The sequence below is a fragment of the Bacteroidota bacterium genome, assembly GCA_039821555.1.
Classification (GTDB): domain Bacteria; phylum Bacteroidota; class Rhodothermia; order Rhodothermales; family Rubricoccaceae; genus JBCBEX01.
Genome location: JBCBNX010000001.1, coordinates 438,356 through 456,629 on the forward strand (window position 1 = coordinate 438,356; position 18,274 = coordinate 456,629).

Sequence of the window (18,274 nt, forward strand, 5' to 3'; positions counted from 1 at the left end):
CCGAAGAGCCCAGTGCGATCGGGACTCCCGAAGAGTCGCAGGACGCCGTCGTCGAGGTTGCCACACCCGAGGCGCTCGGTGACCCAGACGAGTCCGCGGCTGACGCTGATGCCGGCGATGGCGTCGCTGAAGCTTCCATGTCGGAAGCTGATGCCGAGGCGGACCAGCCTGTTGCTGAGGCTGCCGACGTCCAGCCTACGTCTACGTCTGAGTTGGAGGCTGACGCCGCCGCCAAGGTTGACGAGCCATCCGACGTTGACCCCGAGGCTGAGCTTGCTGACGGCGCGACCGAGAGCGGTGACGTGGGTACAGACCCCGACGCAGAGGTTGAGGGCGAAGGCAAACTCGATGGTGAGCTTGACGAGCAAGGCGTGCTCCGCGCTGATCGGTTTGAGCTGACTGGGACCAAAGTGATCGGCAAGATTGACCTCTCGTCGATGGACCTCGGCCGCAGCCGCCGCAAGCGCAAGCGCAAAGGGGGCACGGAGGCCAGCAGCGACGACCGCAACGCAAAGAGCGCCTCCACCAAGTCGAAGTCGAAGAAGCGCGGCAAGCGCGGACCCGTCGTCAACGAGGAAGAGGTCGAATCAAACCTTCAGGAGACCCTCAACCAGATTCAGCAAGGTGCCAGCCGCGCGCGGCAGAAGCGCCGCCGCGAGCGCCGCGACCAGCGTGCCGCCGAGCGCGAGGCCGCAGAGGCACGCATGGAGGAGGAGCAGTCGCTGCTCCGTCTCATGGAGTTTATCTCCACGGGCGAACTCGCCGATCTGATGGGCGTGCCGGTCAACGAAGTCATCCAGAAAGGCTTCTCCAATGGCCTGATGATCTCGATCAACCAGCGCCTCGACGCTGACACGATCGTACTCCTCGCCGACGAGTTCGACATGGACGTCGAGTTCCTGTCCGACCTCGACGAGGTGGACGTAGACATCGAGGAGGACTCCGAGGAGGACCTGCTAGGCCGCTCCCCGGTCGTGACCATCATGGGCCACGTCGATCACGGCAAAACGTCCCTGCTCGACTACATCCGCAGCGCCAATGTCGTAGCGGGCGAGGCTGGTGGCATCACCCAGCACATCGGCGCCTACAAGGTAGATGTGGGCGAGGTAGGCGACGGGCGCGAAATCGCGTTCCTCGACACGCCGGGTCACGAAGCCTTTACCGCGATGCGCGCGCGCGGCGCGCAGGTGACGGACATCGTCATCCTGGTGGTCGCCGCCGACGACGAGGTGATGCCGCAGACCATCGAGGCCATCAGCCACGCTCGTGCTGCAGGCGTTCCCCTGGTTGTGGCGCTCAACAAGATCGATAAGCCCGACGCGAACCCCGACCGCATCCTCCAGCAGCTGTCCGACCAGAACGTGCTCGTAGAGCAGTACGGCGGCAGTGTGCAGTGCGAATACGTCTCGGCGATCACTGGCGAGGGCGTGGACACGCTTTTGGAGAGGGTGCTGATCGAGGCCGAACTGCTCGACCTGAAGGCGAACCCGGACCGCGAAGCTCTCGGCACCATCATCGAGTCGCGTCTCGATAAGGGCCGCGGCGTCGTCTCTACGGTGCTCGTCCAGAACGGGACGCTCCGCACGGGGGACGCCTACGTGGCGGGTACCAACTCGGGTCGCGTCCGCGCCATGTTCAATGAGCGCGATCAACGCGTCGAGATCGCGGGCCCCAGCACGCCGGTGCTCGTTCTCGGCTGGGACGGCCAGCCGGACGTGGGCGACCGATTCCTCGTTCGCGAGGACGAGCGCGAGGCACGCGACATCGCGTCGAAGCGCCAGCAGTTGCAGCGCGAGCAAGCCATGCACCAGTCGAAGCACGTCTCGCTGGCCGAACTGTCCCGCCGCATGGCGCTCGGGCAGCTCACCTCACTCAACCTCATCATCAAGGGTGATGTGGGCGGCTCCGTCGAGGCGCTTGCCGACTCGCTGATGAAGATCCAGAGCGACGAGGTTGTGGTGGATATCATCCACACCGGCGTCGGCGCAATCTCTGAGAGTGACGTGATGCTCGCCGCCGCCTCGGACGCGATCATCCTGGGCTTCCAGGTGCGCCCGATGGCGAATGCCCGGCTCGCTGCTGAGCGCGAGGAAATCGACATCCGTACCTACTCGGTCATCTACGACGCCATCCAGGACGTCCGCGACGCCCTCGAAGGCCTGCTGTCGCCTGAGGAGAAAGAGATTGTCCTCGGCTCGGTCGAAATCCGCGAGACATTCCGCATCCCCAAAGTGGGGACCATCGCCGGCTGTTATGTGCTCGACGGGAAAATTCGCCGTTCGGACCGTGTCCGTCTCGTCCGCGACGGCGTCGTGGTCTACACGGGCAACATCGGCTCGCTGAAGCGCTTCAAGGACGACGTCCGCGAGGTTGCGGCGGGCTACGAGTGCGGTCTCAACATCGACGGGTTCAACGACATCAAGGTGGGTGACCAGATCGAGGTGTTCGAAATCGTCGAGGAGAAGCGCCAACTCGCAGTCTAGCTAGCCATACCCTGCGAGACGGCGGTCGGTACGCACACCGGCCGCCGTCTCTTTCATTTATCTGTTATTGCAAATAATGAGTATCCGAACCGAACGCGTCAGCAAACTCATCCAAAAAGAGGTCGCGGACCTACTCAACAACGACTTCCACGAGACCTCCCAGTCGATGCTCACCATCACTGGCGCACGGGTCACGAAGGACCTCGGCATAGTCTATCTCGACGTGAGCGTGCTCGGCGAGACGGAGACACAGCGCAAGGTGGCATTCCGTCGCCTCGAAGACATCACACCGCAGGTGCGAACGGCCCTCGCGAGCCGCGTGCGCCATCAGATGCGCCGAGTTCCTGAGCTGCGATTCTTCCTGGACGAGCGCCAGCAGCAAGCGGCACACATGAACGACCTCTTCGAGAAGATCCGAGCGGAGCGCGTAGCCCGCGGCGCCGAGGACGAGACGGCTTCGGACAACGACGCGGAGCCTACCCGCGGGGACTACTAGCTCCGCCGCAGAAGAGGTTTGAGGAGCCGAGGCGTCACAAACCAGACGAGGTCGCCTGTGTCCTCGTCGATGTCGTCCCAAGCGTCGATGTGCAGGTCGATGCGAGCGAGCGCGGCCGTCGGAAATCGCACATCGCCACCGCCGATTAGATACGCTGTGGCTTCCGACCAGGTGGGCTCATGGCCGACGAGGAGCAACGCATTAACCTCGCGTGGCTGCTCTGCTGCGACCTCGAGTAGACCTTCATCGTCCCCATGGTAGAGGCGCTCGTCTAACAGGAGGGAGGTGCTGGACGCTGAGGCAACAAGGAATCGCTCGGCGGTGCGTCGTGCCCGCACGGCAGGCGACGAGACCGCGCGGTCGATAGGCTGTAACGTGGCCACGAAGAACGCCCCCATGCGGTCTGCCGCGTTGCGCCCGCGTTTGGCTAAAGGACGGTCGAAGTCCCGCGTATAGTCTGCGCTCCAATCCGATTTACCATGGCGAAGCAGGTAGAGTGTCTTCATGGGTCTTCGTAGACTTAGCGAAGCAAGAGCGAGTCGGGCAAGATCAGTCCCGGGGTGGCAGGCGCCACGATGGGTTCCACCGTCAGGTATGCGAGGATGAAGAGCGAAACGCCGATGATGAGCCCGAGCATGAACAGGGTGTAGGACCACCGTAGCAGCTTAAACTTCTTCTCCAAGACCTGTCCGATGCCATAGATATCGCGAATCATGTTCACGTAGAGCAGTTCTCCGTCCTGCATCAAGTCGGTCAAGCCATTCTCAAATTCCGCGCGGGACAGGCCTGTAAAGTTGCCGAAGAAGAGGAGGTTCTTGCGGTTGGCGCGCACATCCTCCATTGTGATTGTCTCCGTGTTCAAGCGCGGACGGGCAGCAAGGATCGCAAACACGAGCGAGATTACGCACCCGACCAAGAGCGCGATCGTTGGATAGAGGAGGAAGGTGTTCTTATCGATGCCAGGCGAAATCGAGGCTAGGAGGATCGATACGATGATTCCGTTGATCGAAATCATGATGTTGGCTTTCGTATCGGCGAGGGCGGACAAGTCCATCTGTACGCGGTAGAGCGAGCGGAACATGTCCGAGATGCCGCGCTTGCGCGACCCGAGCTTCTTGCGCTTTTTCTTGCTAGCCTTCTTGGCCGTATTCGACGACGTAGCGGGGTCCGTGCTAGCGTCGTGTTTTTGTGGATCGGCGGAGTCGGAGGTGGCAGCCATAGTGGCGGCGTCAAGGGGCAGAGGGGAGAGGAAAGGCGAACCGTGCAATACGGGCCGGACGTCCTTCCGACCCGATGAGCAGATCTCCACGTGGTAGCACGGCAAGGCCCTCGGGCTGGGGAAGGACTGAGGCGGGAAGCTCCCAGGCCCCCACCAGTTGGCCAGTGGTGTCAAGGGCCGCTAGTTGTTGGGTCGTGGACGATGTCATCAGCCACCAGCCGGTCTTGGAATGATACGTGAGCGCGGAGGGCTTGAAATCGCGCAACCCGAGATCGGAATCGAGCAGGAGGATCAAGACGGGCCGTGGGCGCAGCGTGTTCGTCGACAGGTCGAAGGCATAGACCGCCCGAACATCTTCGAGTCCGTCGCCTGGATCTTCTTTGCAAGCGATGAAGAGGCTGTTCGAGGCCGCATCGAACGCGAGGCCCTCGGTGTCCGCATCGGAGTTGAGCGGCGTCTCGAACTTCTGAGCGTCCTTGCGATCTTCGTCCAGGACGAACACGTCGCCATCGCTTTGGAGCGCGTAGATCGTAGCCCCGGCTCGTTCGATGCCTTCGAAGTCCCCGGCGCCGTGGAAGCGCGACCGGCTCGTGACGCGGCCTGTGACTAGGCTGATATCGTAGAGAATTCCCTCCTCGTCCTGGATAGCACCCAACGTCGAATCGTTCAGCAGCGTCAACCCCGAAAGTTCGCGCAGCTCCGAAGGAAGCGAAATGACGGCGACCGGTTCTAGTTGAGCGTGCGTTTTCAGCTGCGTTGCCGAATCGCAGCTGGCTGAGCGCAGCAAAGCGGGTACTAGCAGGGAGAGGACCAGTAGGGTGCGCATCTAAGGTGTGAACGGTTTGGACGTTATCGCTGTAGAAGAACGGTGTGCCGCCTATGCTGATATTCCGCAATGAGATATGAATCGTTGACAGCGACAACACAGGTGAGCTATACTCGCGATTACGCTTTACCCTCCAAAGTCGTTCTTTCCCTGACCATGCGTGCACTTACCATCATGCTCGCTGTAGCCTTCGCGCTTTCGGGCTGCGATGACTCAGAAGCTGTTTCGACGGCACAACTCGTCGACGTATCGACTCTGACCAACCTCTCGGCAAACGCCCAAACGGTCGTAGACCGCGGCGGTACACTCATCTGGGAGGTCCAAAATAGTGTGGGCCGGATCTACGCCTCCCAGGACGATCTGCCCGCTGCGATTCCAAGCGAGACAGCGATGCTGTTCGTGATCGCTGACGCGGCGACGTGCACACCCAAGTGTACCCCGATTGGGGTGGCGCGCTTTCGCGTGCCGTCGGAAGTCTCCCAAACGTCTGCGACCGCGGATGGCGACTTCACAGTCCAGTTGAGCTTTAACCGCTAGGTTGGAGCCCTGGTACGCTGCGGTTCATAGACAAGACCGAGCGCCTCTATTCCAGCCTAGGTGGGCGCGCTGATTCTACCTCCTTGCCACAAGCGGGGAGCACGGCACATATTTGGCTAGACCAAGCCTCTGTACCGTTTCTCGGATTAGCTATCCCCGCCATGTCTTTTCCCTTTGCTGGCCGTTCCGTCCTCGTCACAGGTGGAGCGGGTTTTATCGGCTCCCATGTGGTCGACGCCCTGATCGCTCGTGGTTGTGACGTCCACGTCGTGGACGATCTGTCCGGCGGCGTGCGCTCGAATGTCCCCGCGGCTGCCACGTTTCATCACCTAGACATCCAAGCCGAAGCGGTGTCTGAGCTCTTTGCGCGGCACCGTTTCGCAGCCTTGTTCCACCTTGCGGCACAGATGGACGTGCGCAAGTCGGTCGCCGACCCGCAGTTCGACGCGAACGTCAACGTGCTCGGTCTGCTCAACCTCATGGAAGCAGGACGGCAGCATGGGCTGGAGAAAGTCGTCTTTGCCTCGACCGGGGGGGCGATCTACGGCGAACCAGACGAGGTGTTCAACGGGGCCGGGCCGCAGCCAGAAGAGCACCCCCAGCGGCCACTGTCGCCATACGGGATTACGAAGCTCGTCTCCGAACACTACCTCAGGTTCTACCACAACGTGCACAAGATTCCGTACGTGGCCCTGCGCTTCGGCAATGTCTATGGGCCTCGGCAGAATCCGCACGGGGAAGCCGGCGTGGTCGCCATCTTCGCGCAGCGGATGCTCCGTGGCGAACAGCCGGTCATCAACGGGCCGGGCACGCAGACGCGCGACTATGTCTACGTCGGCGATGTCGTCGAGGCCGTGATGGCCGGAGCCGCCTACGACGGAGCGGATGTGTTCAACGTCGGCACGGGCATCGAGACGGACGTCAACATGCTCTTCCGCACGATCAACGAGCACGTGGGGAACGCCACGCCGGAAGAGCACGGTGCCGCCAAGGCAGGCGAGCAACAGCGCAGCGTCCTCGATATCTCCAAGCCTCAGGCCGTGCTCGGCTGGTCCCCAAAGGTGGATGTGACGGAAGGGCTGGCGCGCACGGTGGCCTGGTTCCGGGAGCGACACGAGGCCGTTGCCGCGTAGCCGCCGCCGGCGTTGCTACACGATCCATGATCCCAGCAGGGCGGGGCGCAGTATCTTGCGCCTCGCCCTGTTTGTTGGCCCTCAGCCCGACGTACCGCGCCGATGTACCGTGTCCGTCTCGACCAATTCGAGGGGCCGCTCGACCTCTTGCTCTTCTTCATCCGGCGCGACGAACTCGACGTGTTCGACATTCCGATCGCGCAGATCACGGACGAGTATCTGTCGTACGTGTCGGTGCTAGAACAGGTTGATCTAGACGCCGCCGCCGACTTCATCTACATGGCGTCGCTCCTGATCAGCATCAAAGCGAAGATGCTGCTTCCGCGGCCCGAGCTTGACGAGGACGGACAGGAGATCGACCCACGCCAAGAGTTGGTGGAGCGACTCCTCGCGTACATGCGCTACAAGGAAGCCGCGATCCACCTTGAAACGCTCCAGGAGGTGCGCAGCCGTCAATACGTCCGGACTGTTGCCGAGGGCGATCGCTTCGAGACGGAGGACGTGCACTACCGGGTGTCGCTCTTCGACTTGGTTCGGGTGCTCAAAGACGTGCTCGCGCAAACCCCGGAGCCAGACAGACACGAGGTCGAGCGCTATGAGTTTTCGATCGAGGAGCAGCGCGCACACCTACTCGGCGCAGTCGCGCAGGGGCTGCGGTCCTTTCGTCAGATCGTGCGTAGCGGACCGCCGGCCGCCGCAGCCACGAAAGCGTTTGTCATCGTCACCTTCCTCGCTCTGCTCGACCTCGTGCAACAGCAGCGGCTCCGTGTGCACCTCGGCGTCTCGCCGGAGGACTTCGGCGTCGAACTCGTGCCTGAGGGCCAAAACGGTGCACCGTTGTCTGTGCGGTCCGATTTCGACGCGTAGACACATCGCCGTACCTGGTCCCTAGGTTTCCCGAACCGCACCCTCCCACATGGAAGTCACTCCGAGTACGCCGCTCCAGCGCACGGTCGAGGCGATCGTCTTTGCCAGCGATGAGCCCGTTTCTCCCGAGGCCATAGCCGGGCTACACGCCCAGGTCTACGGCGAGCCTGTGTCGCCTGAGGAGGTGGACGCGGCGGTTGCTGCGCTGAACACACAGTTTCAGCACGCAGGCCGCGTTTTCCGGATTCGCTCGTGGGCTCAAGGCTACCGCATGGCTACGATCCAAGAAGTCGCGCCGATCCTGCATGCCCACTTTCAGCGGACGGACACCCGCCGTCTGAGTCGCTCGCTGATGGAGACGCTAGCCATCGTCGCCTATCGGCAGCCCGTCACGAAGCCCGAGATCGACCATGTGCGCGGTGTCAATTCGGACTACGCCTTGCGCAAGCTCCTCGACGCCGACTTCGTGACCATCGTGGGACGCTCGGACGCCGTGGGGCGGCCGCTTGTCTATGGCACTACGGATGCCTTCCTGGAACGCTTCGGCATCCACGCGTTAGACGATCTTCCCAAGCCGCGCGAGATCGAAGAACTCCTCGACGACCCTGCGTTTAACTCAGAGCGCGCCGCTCTCCTCTCGGCCGATGGGCTGCTAGCCGGAGACGCCGAGAACAGGACCCCACCCGCCGACGAGGCGACGCCCATCGACCCCGAACCCGCCGACGCCTGACCGTGCCCGATTCGCATCGCCCCGACGCTTCCCGTTCTAATTCCACTGGCAAAAAACGGCCGAAGGGCAAGAAGGGAAGGGGTGCCTCTGTAAAGCGCCGGAAAATGCAGGCGAGGCGTCACCGGGACCCCTCGTCCAACGAAACGCCACCCAAGGGTGAATCTGGCAGCCGACACGAGCGGAAGGACGCAGACGGGCCCGTACGGCTCAATAAGTACATCGCCCAGGCTGGGCTGTGTTCGCGTCGTGAAGCCGATGTCTGGATCGCGGAGGGTCGTGTGACCATCGACGGCGAGACGGTGACCACCCTCGGCGTCAAGGTGACCCCGGACCAAGACGTGCGTGTGGATGGTCGTCCGATCGCGCCGAGGAAGCTCGCCTATGTGTTGCTCAACAAGGCAAAGGACACCATCACCACCACCGACGATGAACACGACCGCCGGACGGTGATGGATGTGCTCCCGGCTGACCTGCACGACCTGTTTCCCGTGGGTCGGCTCGACCGGGATACCACCGGCGCGCTCCTACTCACCAACGACGGCGATCTCGCGCACCGGCTCATGCACCCGCGCTACGAGATCGAGAAGTTCTATTTCGTCAAGACGCAGGAGTCGGTGAAGCCTCACCAACTCGATCAGCTTCGGAGCGGGATTGACTTGGACGATGGACCTGCGCGGGCAGACATGATCGCTTATCCGGGCGACCGCCACGACGAGGTCGCGCTCAGTTTGCACGAAGGCCGCAACCGCCAGGTCCGCCGGATGTTTGAAGCGCTCGGTCACGAAGTCGTTGCGCTCGATCGTTTCCGCTACGCAGGCTTGACCCTCGATGCCCTGCGGCGCGGCCGGTGGCGGCGGCTCGAACCGCATGAGATCAATGCGCTCCGGCGAGCCGTCAAGCTCAAAGCCATCGTCTCCTAGCCGCTTCTCACTCCCTGGACTCTGCTTCTCCACCATGAAAATCTATCAGGAAGGGCTGACGTACGATGACGTATTGCTGCTGCCGGCTCATTCGGCCGTGATGCCCCGCGATGTGAACACCGCAAGCCGCCTCAGCCGAGGCATCACGCTCAACGTGCCCATCCTCTCAGCCGCCATGGACACCGTGACTGAAGCCGAGATGGCCATCGCGATGGCGCGCCAGGGCGGTGTTGGGGTGCTCCATAAAAACATGAGCATCACCGAGCAGGCCCGCCACGTTCGTCGCGTGAAGCGCTCGGAGAGCGGCATGATCCTCGATCCGATCACACTTCGACCCAACGGCACCGTAGCGGACGCTCGCCTGACCATGGCACGCAACTCCATCGGCGGCATTCCTATCGTGAACCTGGAAGGACGTCTCGTGGGCATCGTGACCAACCGCGACCTCCGCTTCGAGCACGATGGCACCGTCGTGTTGCAGGAGGTTATGACCCAGGCCCCTCTCGTGACGGCTCCAGTCGGCACAACGCTGGACGAAGCTGAGAATATCCTCCAGCGTCACAAGATCGAGAAGCTGCCCGTCGTCGACGATGACGACAAGCTCCTGGGGCTGATCACCTTTAAGGATATCCAGAAGAAGCGGAAGTATCCGCTCGCCTGCAAAGACGAGTTTGGGCGCCTTCGGGTGGGCGCTGCCGTTGGTGTGACTGGCGACACGCACGACCGCATCCGTGCGCTCTCCGAGGCGGGCGTCGACTTCGTGGTGATCGACACCGCGCATGGCCACTCGGAAGGGGTGCTCCAGACCGTTCGTGAGGTCAAAGAGGCCTTTGGCGATCTGGAGATCGTGGCGGGCAACGTGGCGACGGAAGCCGGGGCCGAAGCGCTCATCCTCGCAGGCGCCGACGCGGTCAAGGTGGGCATCGGACCTGGGTCGATTTGTACGACGCGCGTCGTGGCCGGGGTTGGCGTCCCGCAGCTGACGGCGGTGATGAATGCCGCTATTGCATGTAGAAAATATAACGTGCCACTCATCGCGGACGGCGGCATCAAGCAGACGGGCGATATCCCGAAAGCACTCGCGGCCGGCGCCGACTCGGTGATGATCGGTGGCCTCTTCGCTGGCGTCGAGGAGAGCCCTGGCGAGACCGTGCTCTACGAAGGGCGCCGCTACAAACACTACCGCGGCATGGGCTCGCTCGGAGCGATGGAAGCAGGGTCAAAAGACCGCTACTTCCAGGACGCGGAAGACGACCTCAAGAAGCTCGTCCCCGAGGGGATCGAGGGCCGTGTGCCCTACAAGGGGATGCTCGGCGAAGTCATCTACCAGATGCTCGGTGGTCTCCGGGCGGCAATGGGCTACTGCGGAGCTGGATCCATCTCGGCCTTGAAAGACGACGCACAGTTTGTGCGAATCACGGGCTCAGGCCTCCGCGAAAGCCATCCGCACGACATCACGATCACCGAGGAGGCCCCGAATTACTCCGTCCGCTCCTGAAAATGAAGTCCCTGGTAGACCGCACCCTGCACACAGCGGCGCCGACAGTCGAGGCGGCACGAATCGCGCAGATCCGAAGGCACCTCGAAGCCCACGAAGCTGATGCCGTGTTCGTCTCGGCAGGCCATGATGTGCGATGGGCTACGGGGTTCACGGGGTCCAACGCGTTGCTGATCGTCACGCACGGGTCGATTGCGTTCCTGACCGACGGGCGCTACGACGAGCAGGCGAAGCGCGAAGTCCGACTCGGCGATGTCCACATCGTCCAAGGCGATCTGGGCGGCTTCGCGGCCAAGTTGACCCTAGTTCCAGAAGGTGCGACGGCGCTCGTTCAGAGCGACTGCCTCACGGTCGCAGCCTTCGAGAAGCTGAAAGGGCAGTTCCCCACGGTCGGCTTCGTGCCCGTCCCTAGCCTCCTCGATGCAGCGGTAGCGGCTAAATCGGCGGACGAGATTGAACGGGTCCGTGCAGCTCAAGCCGTCACGGACGACGTGTTTTCGGCGCTTTTGCCGATGATCCGGCCTGGTGTCACGGAGCAGGCCCTCGCTGCTGAGATCACGTACGCGCACTTGCAGCGCGGCGCCTCAGCGATGTCGTTCGAGCCGATTGTCGCATCCGGCCCGAACAGCGCGCTCCCCCATGCGCGGCCGACTACCCGCGTGCTTCAGGACGGCGACGTGGTCCTGATCGACATGGGTGCCTACGTGGAAGGGTACTCGTCAGACATGACCCGAACTCTAGTGCTGGGCCAAGCGAGCGCCGAGGTCCGTCACGTCTATGCGGCCGTATTGCTCGCGCAGGAAGCGGCCATCGAGATCGCGAAAGCTGGAAGGTCGGGTACAGAGCTCGACGCGGCGGCCCGCTCTGTGTTAGTGGATGCAGGCTACGGCGATCAATTCAGCCACAGTCTGGGGCATGGCGTCGGGCTACGTGTGCACGAATGGCCTCGGCTCTCACAGCAGGTCGAACACATGCTCCCTGTTGGCACCACGGTAACGATCGAGCCTGGCGTGTATCTCCCCGGGCGCTTCGGCGTTCGCATCGAAGACATCATTGTTCTAGACGAGGCTGGTTGCGACAACTTGACGAGCACGCCGAAAACGTTGCTCGAACTGTAACCCGCCGCGTAGATCGTACCGTAGCCGTCGCTTTGCGCTCGTTGTGAGAATCACCTTCGTGCTTCCTGCCCCGATACGAATCCCTATGGGAGGCGCAAAGGTGGTCTATCAGCACGCAGCGCGGTTTGCTGAACGAGGACACACCGTCCAGATCGTGATGCCGCAACGCATGCAGGCGGGCATCGCTGGATGGGCGCGACACATGGCGGTGCAGGCGCGCGACAGACTTCACAGGGTGCAGCCGACGCCCTACTACCAGGCCGGTGGCGTGGAGTCTCTGGTCGTTCCGACGCTGTCTCCCCAATACGTCCCGCATGGCGATGTCATTATCGCGACTGGATTTCAGACAGCGCAGGGCGTGTCCGCGCTTCCCCCGTGTCACGGGAGCAAGGTCTACTACCTACAGGGGCTCGAGACCTTTGTGCATCCTGAAGCACGCAAGTCGTGGCATTATCCCATGGCGCTCGTCCCCTGCGCCCATTGGCTCGCGACAGAAGTGGAGCGCGAAGGCCTCACGGTGCACGGTGTCGTCCCGAATGCTATCGACCCCGAGGAATTCTACCAGACCGTCCCGCCAGAAGCGCGCGGCCTGCGCTTGGCCGCACTCTACCACCGGCACCCCGTCAAAGGCCCCGACGTCTTGATCGCTGCGCTGAATCACGTGCGTACTCGTCTGCCCACGGTCGAAGCCGAGATCTTCGCGGCCCGTCCGCCCTCGCACGAGCTTCCCAGATGGGTGCAGGTACACGTCCGGCCCTCTCTAGATGAGGTGCGTTCGCTCTACAACCGTGCGGCGGTGTTGCTACATCCGAGCCGGAGCGAAGGATGGGGCCTCGTGCCGATGGAAGCCGCAGCATGCGGCGTAGCCATCGCGTCTAGCGCGAATCCAGGGATTGCCGAGTTTCTGGATGACGGTACCTCGGTTCGATGCGTCCCTGTCGGTGACGGTGTCGCTCTGGGCGATGCTGCCCTCGACCTGCTTCGCGATCCAGAGATCCGCATAAGTCAAGCCCTCGCAGGGCAACGCGCTGTGGCGTCCTTTGACATGGGTGCCCAAAGTGCTCATTTTCTCGACCTCCTAGCTTCGCTCTAGGCACTGCCTGCACCTCGCCTCTTCCACAACGGAACACGTGCGTCGTATCCACTCGGCTCCTCACGCGCTCAGCCTAGTCGTTCCCTTCCTCGATGCGGGACGCTGGCTGCCGATCACCGTACCCTCGTTGCTCGCGCAATCGACCCCGATCGAGCTTGTGTTTGTGGACGACGGATCGACCGACGATTCCGCCGCGCGCCTCTCGCTTCTCCTCGCCGAGCACGAGGCGCGTACGCGAAGCCTGGGTCATCGCGTACGTGTGATGCGGCTCCGTGAGAACCAGGGGCGTTCGGTTGCCCGAAACACTGGCGTGTCGGCGTCACAAGCACCTCTGGTGGCGTTCGTTGACGCGGACGTGGCGCTGCCACCAGACTGGGCAGCCCAACAGGTCGAGGCCCATGAGCGATATAGCGCAGTGGCCGTCGTGCCGAGGCGGGTGCCTCTAGGGCTCGATCCGACCGACGACTTCCATCGATATCTCAGGCGAAAAGAGGGCGCTATCGGAGCGAGGGGGGCGGGGGCCGAATTGCCTTGGAAGCAGTTCGTGACGGCAGCCGTGACCGTGCGTCGGCGCGCCTTTCTGGAGGTCAACGGCTTTGACCCGGCGATTAGCTACGGAGAAGACACGGACCTTGGCCTACGCCTTGGAGCAGCACACCCTCGCGGCCTGCGGCTACATTCGAGCAACATCGCCTACCATCACGACCCCGACACCCTGGAGCGTGCTCTTGCCAACTTCTCGCGCTTTGGCCGTCGTGATCTGCCGGCTCTATTGGAACGACATCCGACGCTCCATATCGATGCGGCATCGGCGGGCGCACGAGGTGCGCTGGCTCGGACGTTGGCACAGCTCGTGCCGCCTCGCCTCATACGCGGCGTGCTTCCCCACCTGCCCGCATCCCTCCACACGCTCGGGGTCCGTGGCCTCTGCCTTCGGGCGCTTCAAGCTCCAGCCTGACATGCTTCAACGAACGAACGGACGGCTGTGGATCCTGGTAGCACTGAGCATCTCGGTAGCTACGCTCGCAGCACCGGCCAAGGCGCAGGTCGAACTCATCGTACGTGTCGCCGACGAGGGGGGCGAGACGGTGAAGGCCCTGCTAGACGACCCAGCAGCGGCTCGGAGCGATTTGTTGCGTGGCGTCGAGGGCGTCCGCCGCGCGCTCCCCGTTGATGACGGACGATCTCGGGAGCGTAGCGAGGAGTGGCGAGCGCGCGTGTTCGTCCTCACGTTCCCTGATTCTGCTGCGTATCGTGAGGCCCAGGCTCGTTTCGAAGCGACCAGCGGCGTGGCGTATACCCAAGCGAACGGTCTGTATTACCTCGATGCCGTCCAGCCAGGGTTCGAGGACGGTGATCTCTTGGACGGTGATCTCTTGGACGGTGATCTCTTGGACGGTGATCTCTTGGACGGTGATCTCTTGGACGGTGACCCTTTGGACGGGGAGCCCTTTGCCGACAGCCTGGACGTGCTCCGGGTGACTCGGGCCGTCGAAGCGTGGGCGATAACCACGGGCGACCCGTCCGTCACTATCGGCTTGCTCGACACAGGACTGATGCTCGACCACCCCGATCTGGCAGCGCAGGTGTGGCGAAACCCCGCCGAAGTCCCCGGCAACGGCCTCGACGACGACGGCAACGGCTACGTCGACGACGTGCACGGCTACGACTTCGTGGACCGGACCGTCGTGTTGGGGCCTGGTGACTACCGTGACTGGGACGCTGACGTGTACGAGGATGGCACTCAGGACCATGGGACGCTCACGGCGGGTGTGATGTCCGCCGCCCTGGACGGAGAGGGCATGGCAGGTACCGCACCGGGCTGCCCCGTGGTCGTGCTGCGCGCGTTCGGCCGCGACGGTGCGGCCGAGGACGACGACCTCGCAGCGGCACTTGTCTATGCAGCGGACCTAGGTGTGGACGTCATCAACCTCTCGTTCGGCCGAACGAGATCGTCGCCGTTATTGCAAGAAGCGTTGCGATACGCGGGTGGCAAGGGCACAGTCTTGGTCGCATCAGGAGGCAACGTCGGCGGCGATGCACCGCACTACCCCTCCGATTATCTCGAGGTGATCGGGGTGGTCTGGCTCGCGAACGACGGCCTAAGCCGTGCCAGTGTCGCACAGCACGGGCCTGGCATCGCAATCGGGGCGCCTGCGTCGTCGGTGTTAACGACGCGGTTGCCCAATCCGGAGGACCCGCGTCCGTTCCAGACGCAGCTCTACAGCCGTGTGGGTGGCTCTTCGTTGGCAGCGCCTCAGGTTGCGGCGGCAGCGGCGCTGCTGCGCTCCATCGACCGCTCGCTCTCGCCCGAGTCGATCCGCGACATTCTCACGGCCACCGCGTTCGATGTCGGTGCGGATGGCTGGGACCATGAAACAGGAGCCGGTCTCCTCGATGTGGCGGCGGCCTTAGGGGGGCCGTTTCCCGGACGCATCGAGATCACGTCCCCACGAATGGACGGCGGCGTCTCATCGCTGACGGCGCCGATCGAGGGATCAGCGCTCGCGGCTGATTTCGAATCCTACGTACTCGATGTGTCTCCCGGCCACGATGATCCCGACGGCCGCTGGGAGCGCATTGTGGGACCCGTCCGTGACCAGGTGCGGCGGAGCACGCTGGGAACGTGGACCACGGAGGGCTTTGCGGAAGGGGCCTATACCCTTCGGCTTTCCGTGTCAACGCGCGATGGGCGCACGCGGGAGGTTCGGCATCGGATCACGCTCGACCGCTCTGCGCCTGTCGTCACGGTCCGCTACGCGGGTGTTGCGTACGATGCGGGACGAAATGGAGTGTTTGTCGACCTGATGGCCGACGAGCCCGTACAGTCCGAGCTACGCGTGGAGGGGCTGGGCGTGGCCATCGCACCCGAGATTAAGGAAGAGCACGGATTGTTCGTCCCCAACACGAGCCTTCAAGCAGGAACGTTTGCAGCACGAGTTAGGGTCACAAACGCAGCCGGATTAACAGCAGAGTTACCTGTTTCTGTCACGGTGCCCTCAGATCGCCGCCAACCAGGGTTGCTGCGCGCAGAGCGCCTCGACATCCCGAGCGGCTACCTATTGCCCCGCGTAGTCGATTTTGATCGAGACGGGCTCGGCGAGATCGTGCTAAACCAGGCCGGGGCGCCAGGCGCGCTGGGCGACACCGTCGTGGTCTACGAGTCAACGGGCCAAGCGGACGCCCCGCTGCGCCGCGCCGCCACCTACGCGGTGCCTGCGATCCCGCGCGACGTGGGTGACACGGACGGCGACGGACGCGCCGAATTGCTCTTCCAGGTAGACCCGATCACCTTGCTCGTCGAGGCAAGCCAACCGGGTGGTTATCCCGCTACGGAACGGTTTCGGGATGAAGAGGGCACGACCCCCACAGGGACGCCGCTGTGGGGAGCTCGGCTCACGGACCTGGACGGGGATGGACGCGGCGAAATCCTCGGCTTAGATCTCCGCTCACCTCGATTTCAACCCGACGCCGACACAGCGGCGTCGACTCGCTGGCGGGTGATGGAGCGCGTCGGAGACTCGTTTCAAGAGGCTGCCATCCTCGACAATCCCACAGGTGTGTCTCCACCGTTGGACCGCAACCTCTACCAGCGTCCCTACGGTGTATCGGCTGACTTCGACGGAAACGGACGCATGGAATGGCTTACGGGTGACGCAGACGGTGACCTGCTGCTCTTCGAGGCGGTCGGAGACGACCAGTATGACCTCGTCTGGACCGAGGAGTCAGACCGCCACAACGCGGGCCAGCGTATGGCCGTGGGCGATTTCAACGGGGACGGCCTGCCAGACTTTGCGACGTTTACGACCGAGTTCACTGCGTCAGATCTCGGCACGCCCGCGTTTGGCGTTCTTTCCGTATGGTCACGTAGCGCATCAGCTATGCCTCGGCTGCTTGCGCAGGCGGTCTTTCCTGGGGACAGCCGAACCGATGGATCGCTGACGGCCGCAGACTTCGACGATGACGGCCGCGACGAGGTCGTGGTCCAACACGCCCTTCAGCTTTGGGTCCTGACTGTAGATTCAGAGAAACTGCAGCCCATCTACCATCGCGGCACCGATGAGGCAGCACTGGGACCAGTCGGCTTTTCGAGCCCGCAGATGGCTGTTGGAAGAATGGCGCCGGGGGTAGCACCCAGCTTGTTTGTATCTGGGCTTGGGGGCTCACTGTGGCGCTTTCAGGCGCAGCAGATCGTACCGCCCGTGCCTCGGTGGGTGGAGAGTGTTGCCTTGAACGAAGAAGCGGTACACCTGCGGTGGGTCGCAGACGGCGATTCGGTTGCGGTCTACGCATCCGCGGTGGATGCTCCGTTCGACATCGTGGCACGGGTAGGCGGTGAATCAATCGTCGTTCCAGCCAGTGAGACTACGACGTACGCACTCGCGGTCATCGAAAATGGCGAAGTCGGTCCGGTGTCGGACACGCGAACCGTACGTCCTCATGCTCCCGCACAACTGGTACAGAGCAGGGTAGAGGACGGCTCAACGATTCGCCTTGAGTTTTCAGAGCGGCTGGATATGTCCACGGAGCCCGATCAGTTCACGCTAAGTCGCGGCGAGATTGCGGCGGTCATCGTGGAAGGGAGGCGACTTGTCATCCGTCTGGATTCGGTGGCGCCGGGGCTACGCGAACTCGCGTGGCGAGACCTCCGCGACCGCGAAGGAACGCCGGTCGCAGACTCGTCGGTCATTGTCAATTTCCGAAACAATATACCGTTATTGTATATTGTCAGTGTCATAACAACAGAAGATGGCACTGCCACACTCACCTTCTCCGAGCCGGTCGATCCAAGCCTAGCAACGGATCCAAACCGTTACACGCTCTCCCCAGCGGGACAAGTAGCGATTGTCGACTTGCGTCCTGACGATGCGCGTAGTGTCACGCTCTCATTCTCAGGCGTGGCCGTCGGCGCTGTTGGCCGTGCTGTAACGGTGACGGTGAGAGGCCTGCGTTCCATCAACGGGGCTGAACTTGCAACGGATGGCGCTACAGTGACCTTAAGTAAGCCTGCCGAGTCGCTTGACGATGTCTTTGTCTACCCAAATCCCGTCCGCCTTGGAGTGCACGGCGAGGAGGTGGTGGTCGCAGGCCTGCCGTCTGAAGCTGACGTTTCTATTTACACTACCTCCGGCGCCCAGGTGCGTGTACTTGAGGAGCGAAGCAGCACCTTCGGAGGCGCGCGATGGGATCTGCGCGACGAACAAGGACGGGGTGTACCCTCTGGCGTGTATCTAATCCGCGTTGCAGCAGACGGTCAGCAGCCAGTGGTCGTGAAGCTTGCAGTGCAGCGATGAGGCTTGTTGCACGCATGCAAATGGTGTCCACAGCGTAGATTGCACGACGACCATTCCCTA

Annotated in this window: 15 protein-coding genes; 12 read left to right on the top strand and 3 right to left on the bottom strand. The window is 62.9% G+C overall.

All coding sequences use genetic code 11. The annotated features are described in order from the left end of the window. Together infB and rbfA are read left to right on the top strand one after the other, a co-directional pair. Nucleotides 1–2,483, top strand: a 2,483-nt coding sequence (gene infB / locus AAFU51_01760; protein ID MEO1569971.1) for a translation initiation factor IF-2, incomplete at its 5' end; no start/stop codon positions are given. A 76-nt stretch (nt 2,484–2,559) separates the two neighbouring features. Then, a complete protein-coding gene (gene rbfA / locus AAFU51_01765) occupies nt 2,560–2,979 on the top strand; it encodes a 30S ribosome-binding factor RbfA (protein MEO1569972.1) in 420 nt (139 codons plus the stop codon). Here rbfA and AAFU51_01770 read toward each other — a convergent pair. The 3 genes from AAFU51_01770 to AAFU51_01780 are packed head-to-tail and all read right to left on the bottom strand — an operon-like array spanning nt 2,976 to nt 5,024. Continuing rightward, nucleotides 2,976–3,485, bottom strand: coding sequence for a histidine phosphatase family protein (locus AAFU51_01770; protein ID MEO1569973.1), 510 nt, complete (start codon nt 3,483–3,485; stop codon nt 2,976–2,978). The two genes, rbfA and AAFU51_01770, sit on opposite strands and share 4 nt — an antisense overlap. Nucleotides 3,486–3,499: 14 nt before the next feature. After that, nucleotides 3,500–4,198 (bottom strand): Pycsar system effector family protein, encoded by a 699-nt coding sequence (locus tag AAFU51_01775; protein MEO1569974.1) that lies wholly within the window; start codon nt 4,196–4,198, stop codon nt 3,500–3,502. A gap of 10 nt (nt 4,199–4,208) precedes the next feature. After that, complete coding sequence (locus AAFU51_01780) at nt 4,209–5,024, bottom strand: SdiA-regulated domain-containing protein (protein MEO1569975.1); 816 nt, start codon at nt 5,022–5,024, stop codon at nt 4,209–4,211. A gap of 156 nt (nt 5,025–5,180) precedes the next feature. Here AAFU51_01780 and AAFU51_01785 point away from each other — a divergent pair, with 156 nt between their 5' ends. From AAFU51_01785 to AAFU51_01830, 10 genes are all read left to right on the top strand, one after another. After that, nucleotides 5,181–5,561, top strand: coding sequence for a hypothetical protein (locus tag AAFU51_01785; GenBank protein ID MEO1569976.1), 381 nt, complete (start codon nt 5,181–5,183; stop codon nt 5,559–5,561). Between the two features lie 161 nt (nt 5,562–5,722). Continuing rightward, nucleotides 5,723–6,694 carry an NAD-dependent epimerase/dehydratase family protein gene (locus tag AAFU51_01790; GenBank protein ID MEO1569977.1) on the top strand — a complete coding sequence of 324 codons (972 nt, stop codon included), beginning with the start codon at nt 5,723–5,725 and terminating at the stop codon, nt 6,692–6,694. Nucleotides 6,695–6,796: 102 nt separating this feature from the next. Then, a complete protein-coding gene (locus AAFU51_01795; protein ID MEO1569978.1) occupies nt 6,797–7,561 on the top strand; it encodes a segregation/condensation protein A in 765 nt (254 codons plus the stop codon). 49 nt (nt 7,562–7,610) lie between these two features. Continuing rightward, nucleotides 7,611–8,291 carry an SMC-Scp complex subunit ScpB gene (gene scpB / locus AAFU51_01800; protein ID MEO1569979.1) on the top strand — a complete coding sequence of 227 codons (681 nt, stop codon included), beginning with the start codon at nt 7,611–7,613 and terminating at the stop codon, nt 8,289–8,291. A gap of 104 nt (nt 8,292–8,395) precedes the next feature. Further along, nucleotides 8,396–9,211 (top strand): pseudouridine synthase, encoded by an 816-nt coding sequence (locus tag AAFU51_01805; protein MEO1569980.1) that lies wholly within the window; start codon nt 8,396–8,398, stop codon nt 9,209–9,211. Between the two features lie 34 nt (nt 9,212–9,245). After that, complete coding sequence (gene guaB, locus AAFU51_01810; protein ID MEO1569981.1) at nt 9,246–10,709, top strand: IMP dehydrogenase; 1,464 nt, start codon at nt 9,246–9,248, stop codon at nt 10,707–10,709. Between the two features lie 2 nt (nt 10,710–10,711). Continuing rightward, nucleotides 10,712–11,827, top strand: coding sequence for a Xaa-Pro peptidase family protein (locus tag AAFU51_01815; protein MEO1569982.1), 1,116 nt, complete (start codon nt 10,712–10,714; stop codon nt 11,825–11,827). Between the two features lie 457 nt (nt 11,828–12,284). Further along, nucleotides 12,285–12,920 (top strand): glycosyltransferase family 4 protein, encoded by a 636-nt coding sequence (locus tag AAFU51_01820; GenBank protein MEO1569983.1) that lies wholly within the window; start codon nt 12,285–12,287, stop codon nt 12,918–12,920. Nucleotides 12,921–12,957: 37 nt separating this feature from the next. Then, entirely contained in the window at nt 12,958–13,878 is a 921-nt protein-coding gene (locus AAFU51_01825) for a glycosyltransferase family 2 protein (protein MEO1569984.1), read from the top strand. Beyond that, a complete protein-coding gene (locus AAFU51_01830) occupies nt 13,841–18,214 on the top strand; it encodes a S8 family serine peptidase (protein ID MEO1569985.1) in 4,374 nt (1,457 codons plus the stop codon). The genes AAFU51_01825 and AAFU51_01830 overlap by 38 nt, the downstream gene beginning before the upstream one ends. Nucleotides 18,215–18,274 lie beyond the last annotated feature (60 nt).

What these genes read in the sequence shown, in the direction of transcription:
- rbfA (MEO1569972.1), top strand. Translation starts at nt 2,560, where the DNA reads ATGAGTATCCGAACCGAACGCGTCAGCAAACTCATCCAAAAAGAGGTC.
- AAFU51_01815 (MEO1569982.1), top strand. Translation starts at nt 10,712, where the DNA reads ATGAAGTCCCTGGTAGACCGCACCCTGCACACAGCGGCGCCGACAGTC.
- AAFU51_01780 (MEO1569975.1), bottom strand. Translation starts at nt 5,024, where the DNA reads ATGCGCACCCTACTGGTCCTCTCCCTGCTAGTACCCGCTTTGCTGCGC.
- AAFU51_01820 (MEO1569983.1), top strand. Translation starts at nt 12,285, where the DNA reads ATGGCGCTCGTCCCCTGCGCCCATTGGCTCGCGACAGAAGTGGAGCGC.
- scpB (MEO1569979.1), top strand. Translation starts at nt 7,611, where the DNA reads ATGGAAGTCACTCCGAGTACGCCGCTCCAGCGCACGGTCGAGGCGATC.
- AAFU51_01790 (MEO1569977.1), top strand. Translation starts at nt 5,723, where the DNA reads ATGTCTTTTCCCTTTGCTGGCCGTTCCGTCCTCGTCACAGGTGGAGCG.
- AAFU51_01770 (MEO1569973.1), bottom strand. Translation starts at nt 3,485, where the DNA reads ATGAAGACACTCTACCTGCTTCGCCATGGTAAATCGGATTGGAGCGCA.
- AAFU51_01785 (MEO1569976.1), top strand. Translation starts at nt 5,181, where the DNA reads ATGCGTGCACTTACCATCATGCTCGCTGTAGCCTTCGCGCTTTCGGGC.
- AAFU51_01805 (MEO1569980.1), top strand. Translation starts at nt 8,396, where the DNA reads ATGCAGGCGAGGCGTCACCGGGACCCCTCGTCCAACGAAACGCCACCC.
- AAFU51_01775 (MEO1569974.1), bottom strand. Translation starts at nt 4,198, where the DNA reads ATGGCTGCCACCTCCGACTCCGCCGATCCACAAAAACACGACGCTAGC.
- guaB (MEO1569981.1), top strand. Translation starts at nt 9,246, where the DNA reads ATGAAAATCTATCAGGAAGGGCTGACGTACGATGACGTATTGCTGCTG.
- AAFU51_01795 (MEO1569978.1), top strand. Translation starts at nt 6,797, where the DNA reads ATGTACCGTGTCCGTCTCGACCAATTCGAGGGGCCGCTCGACCTCTTG.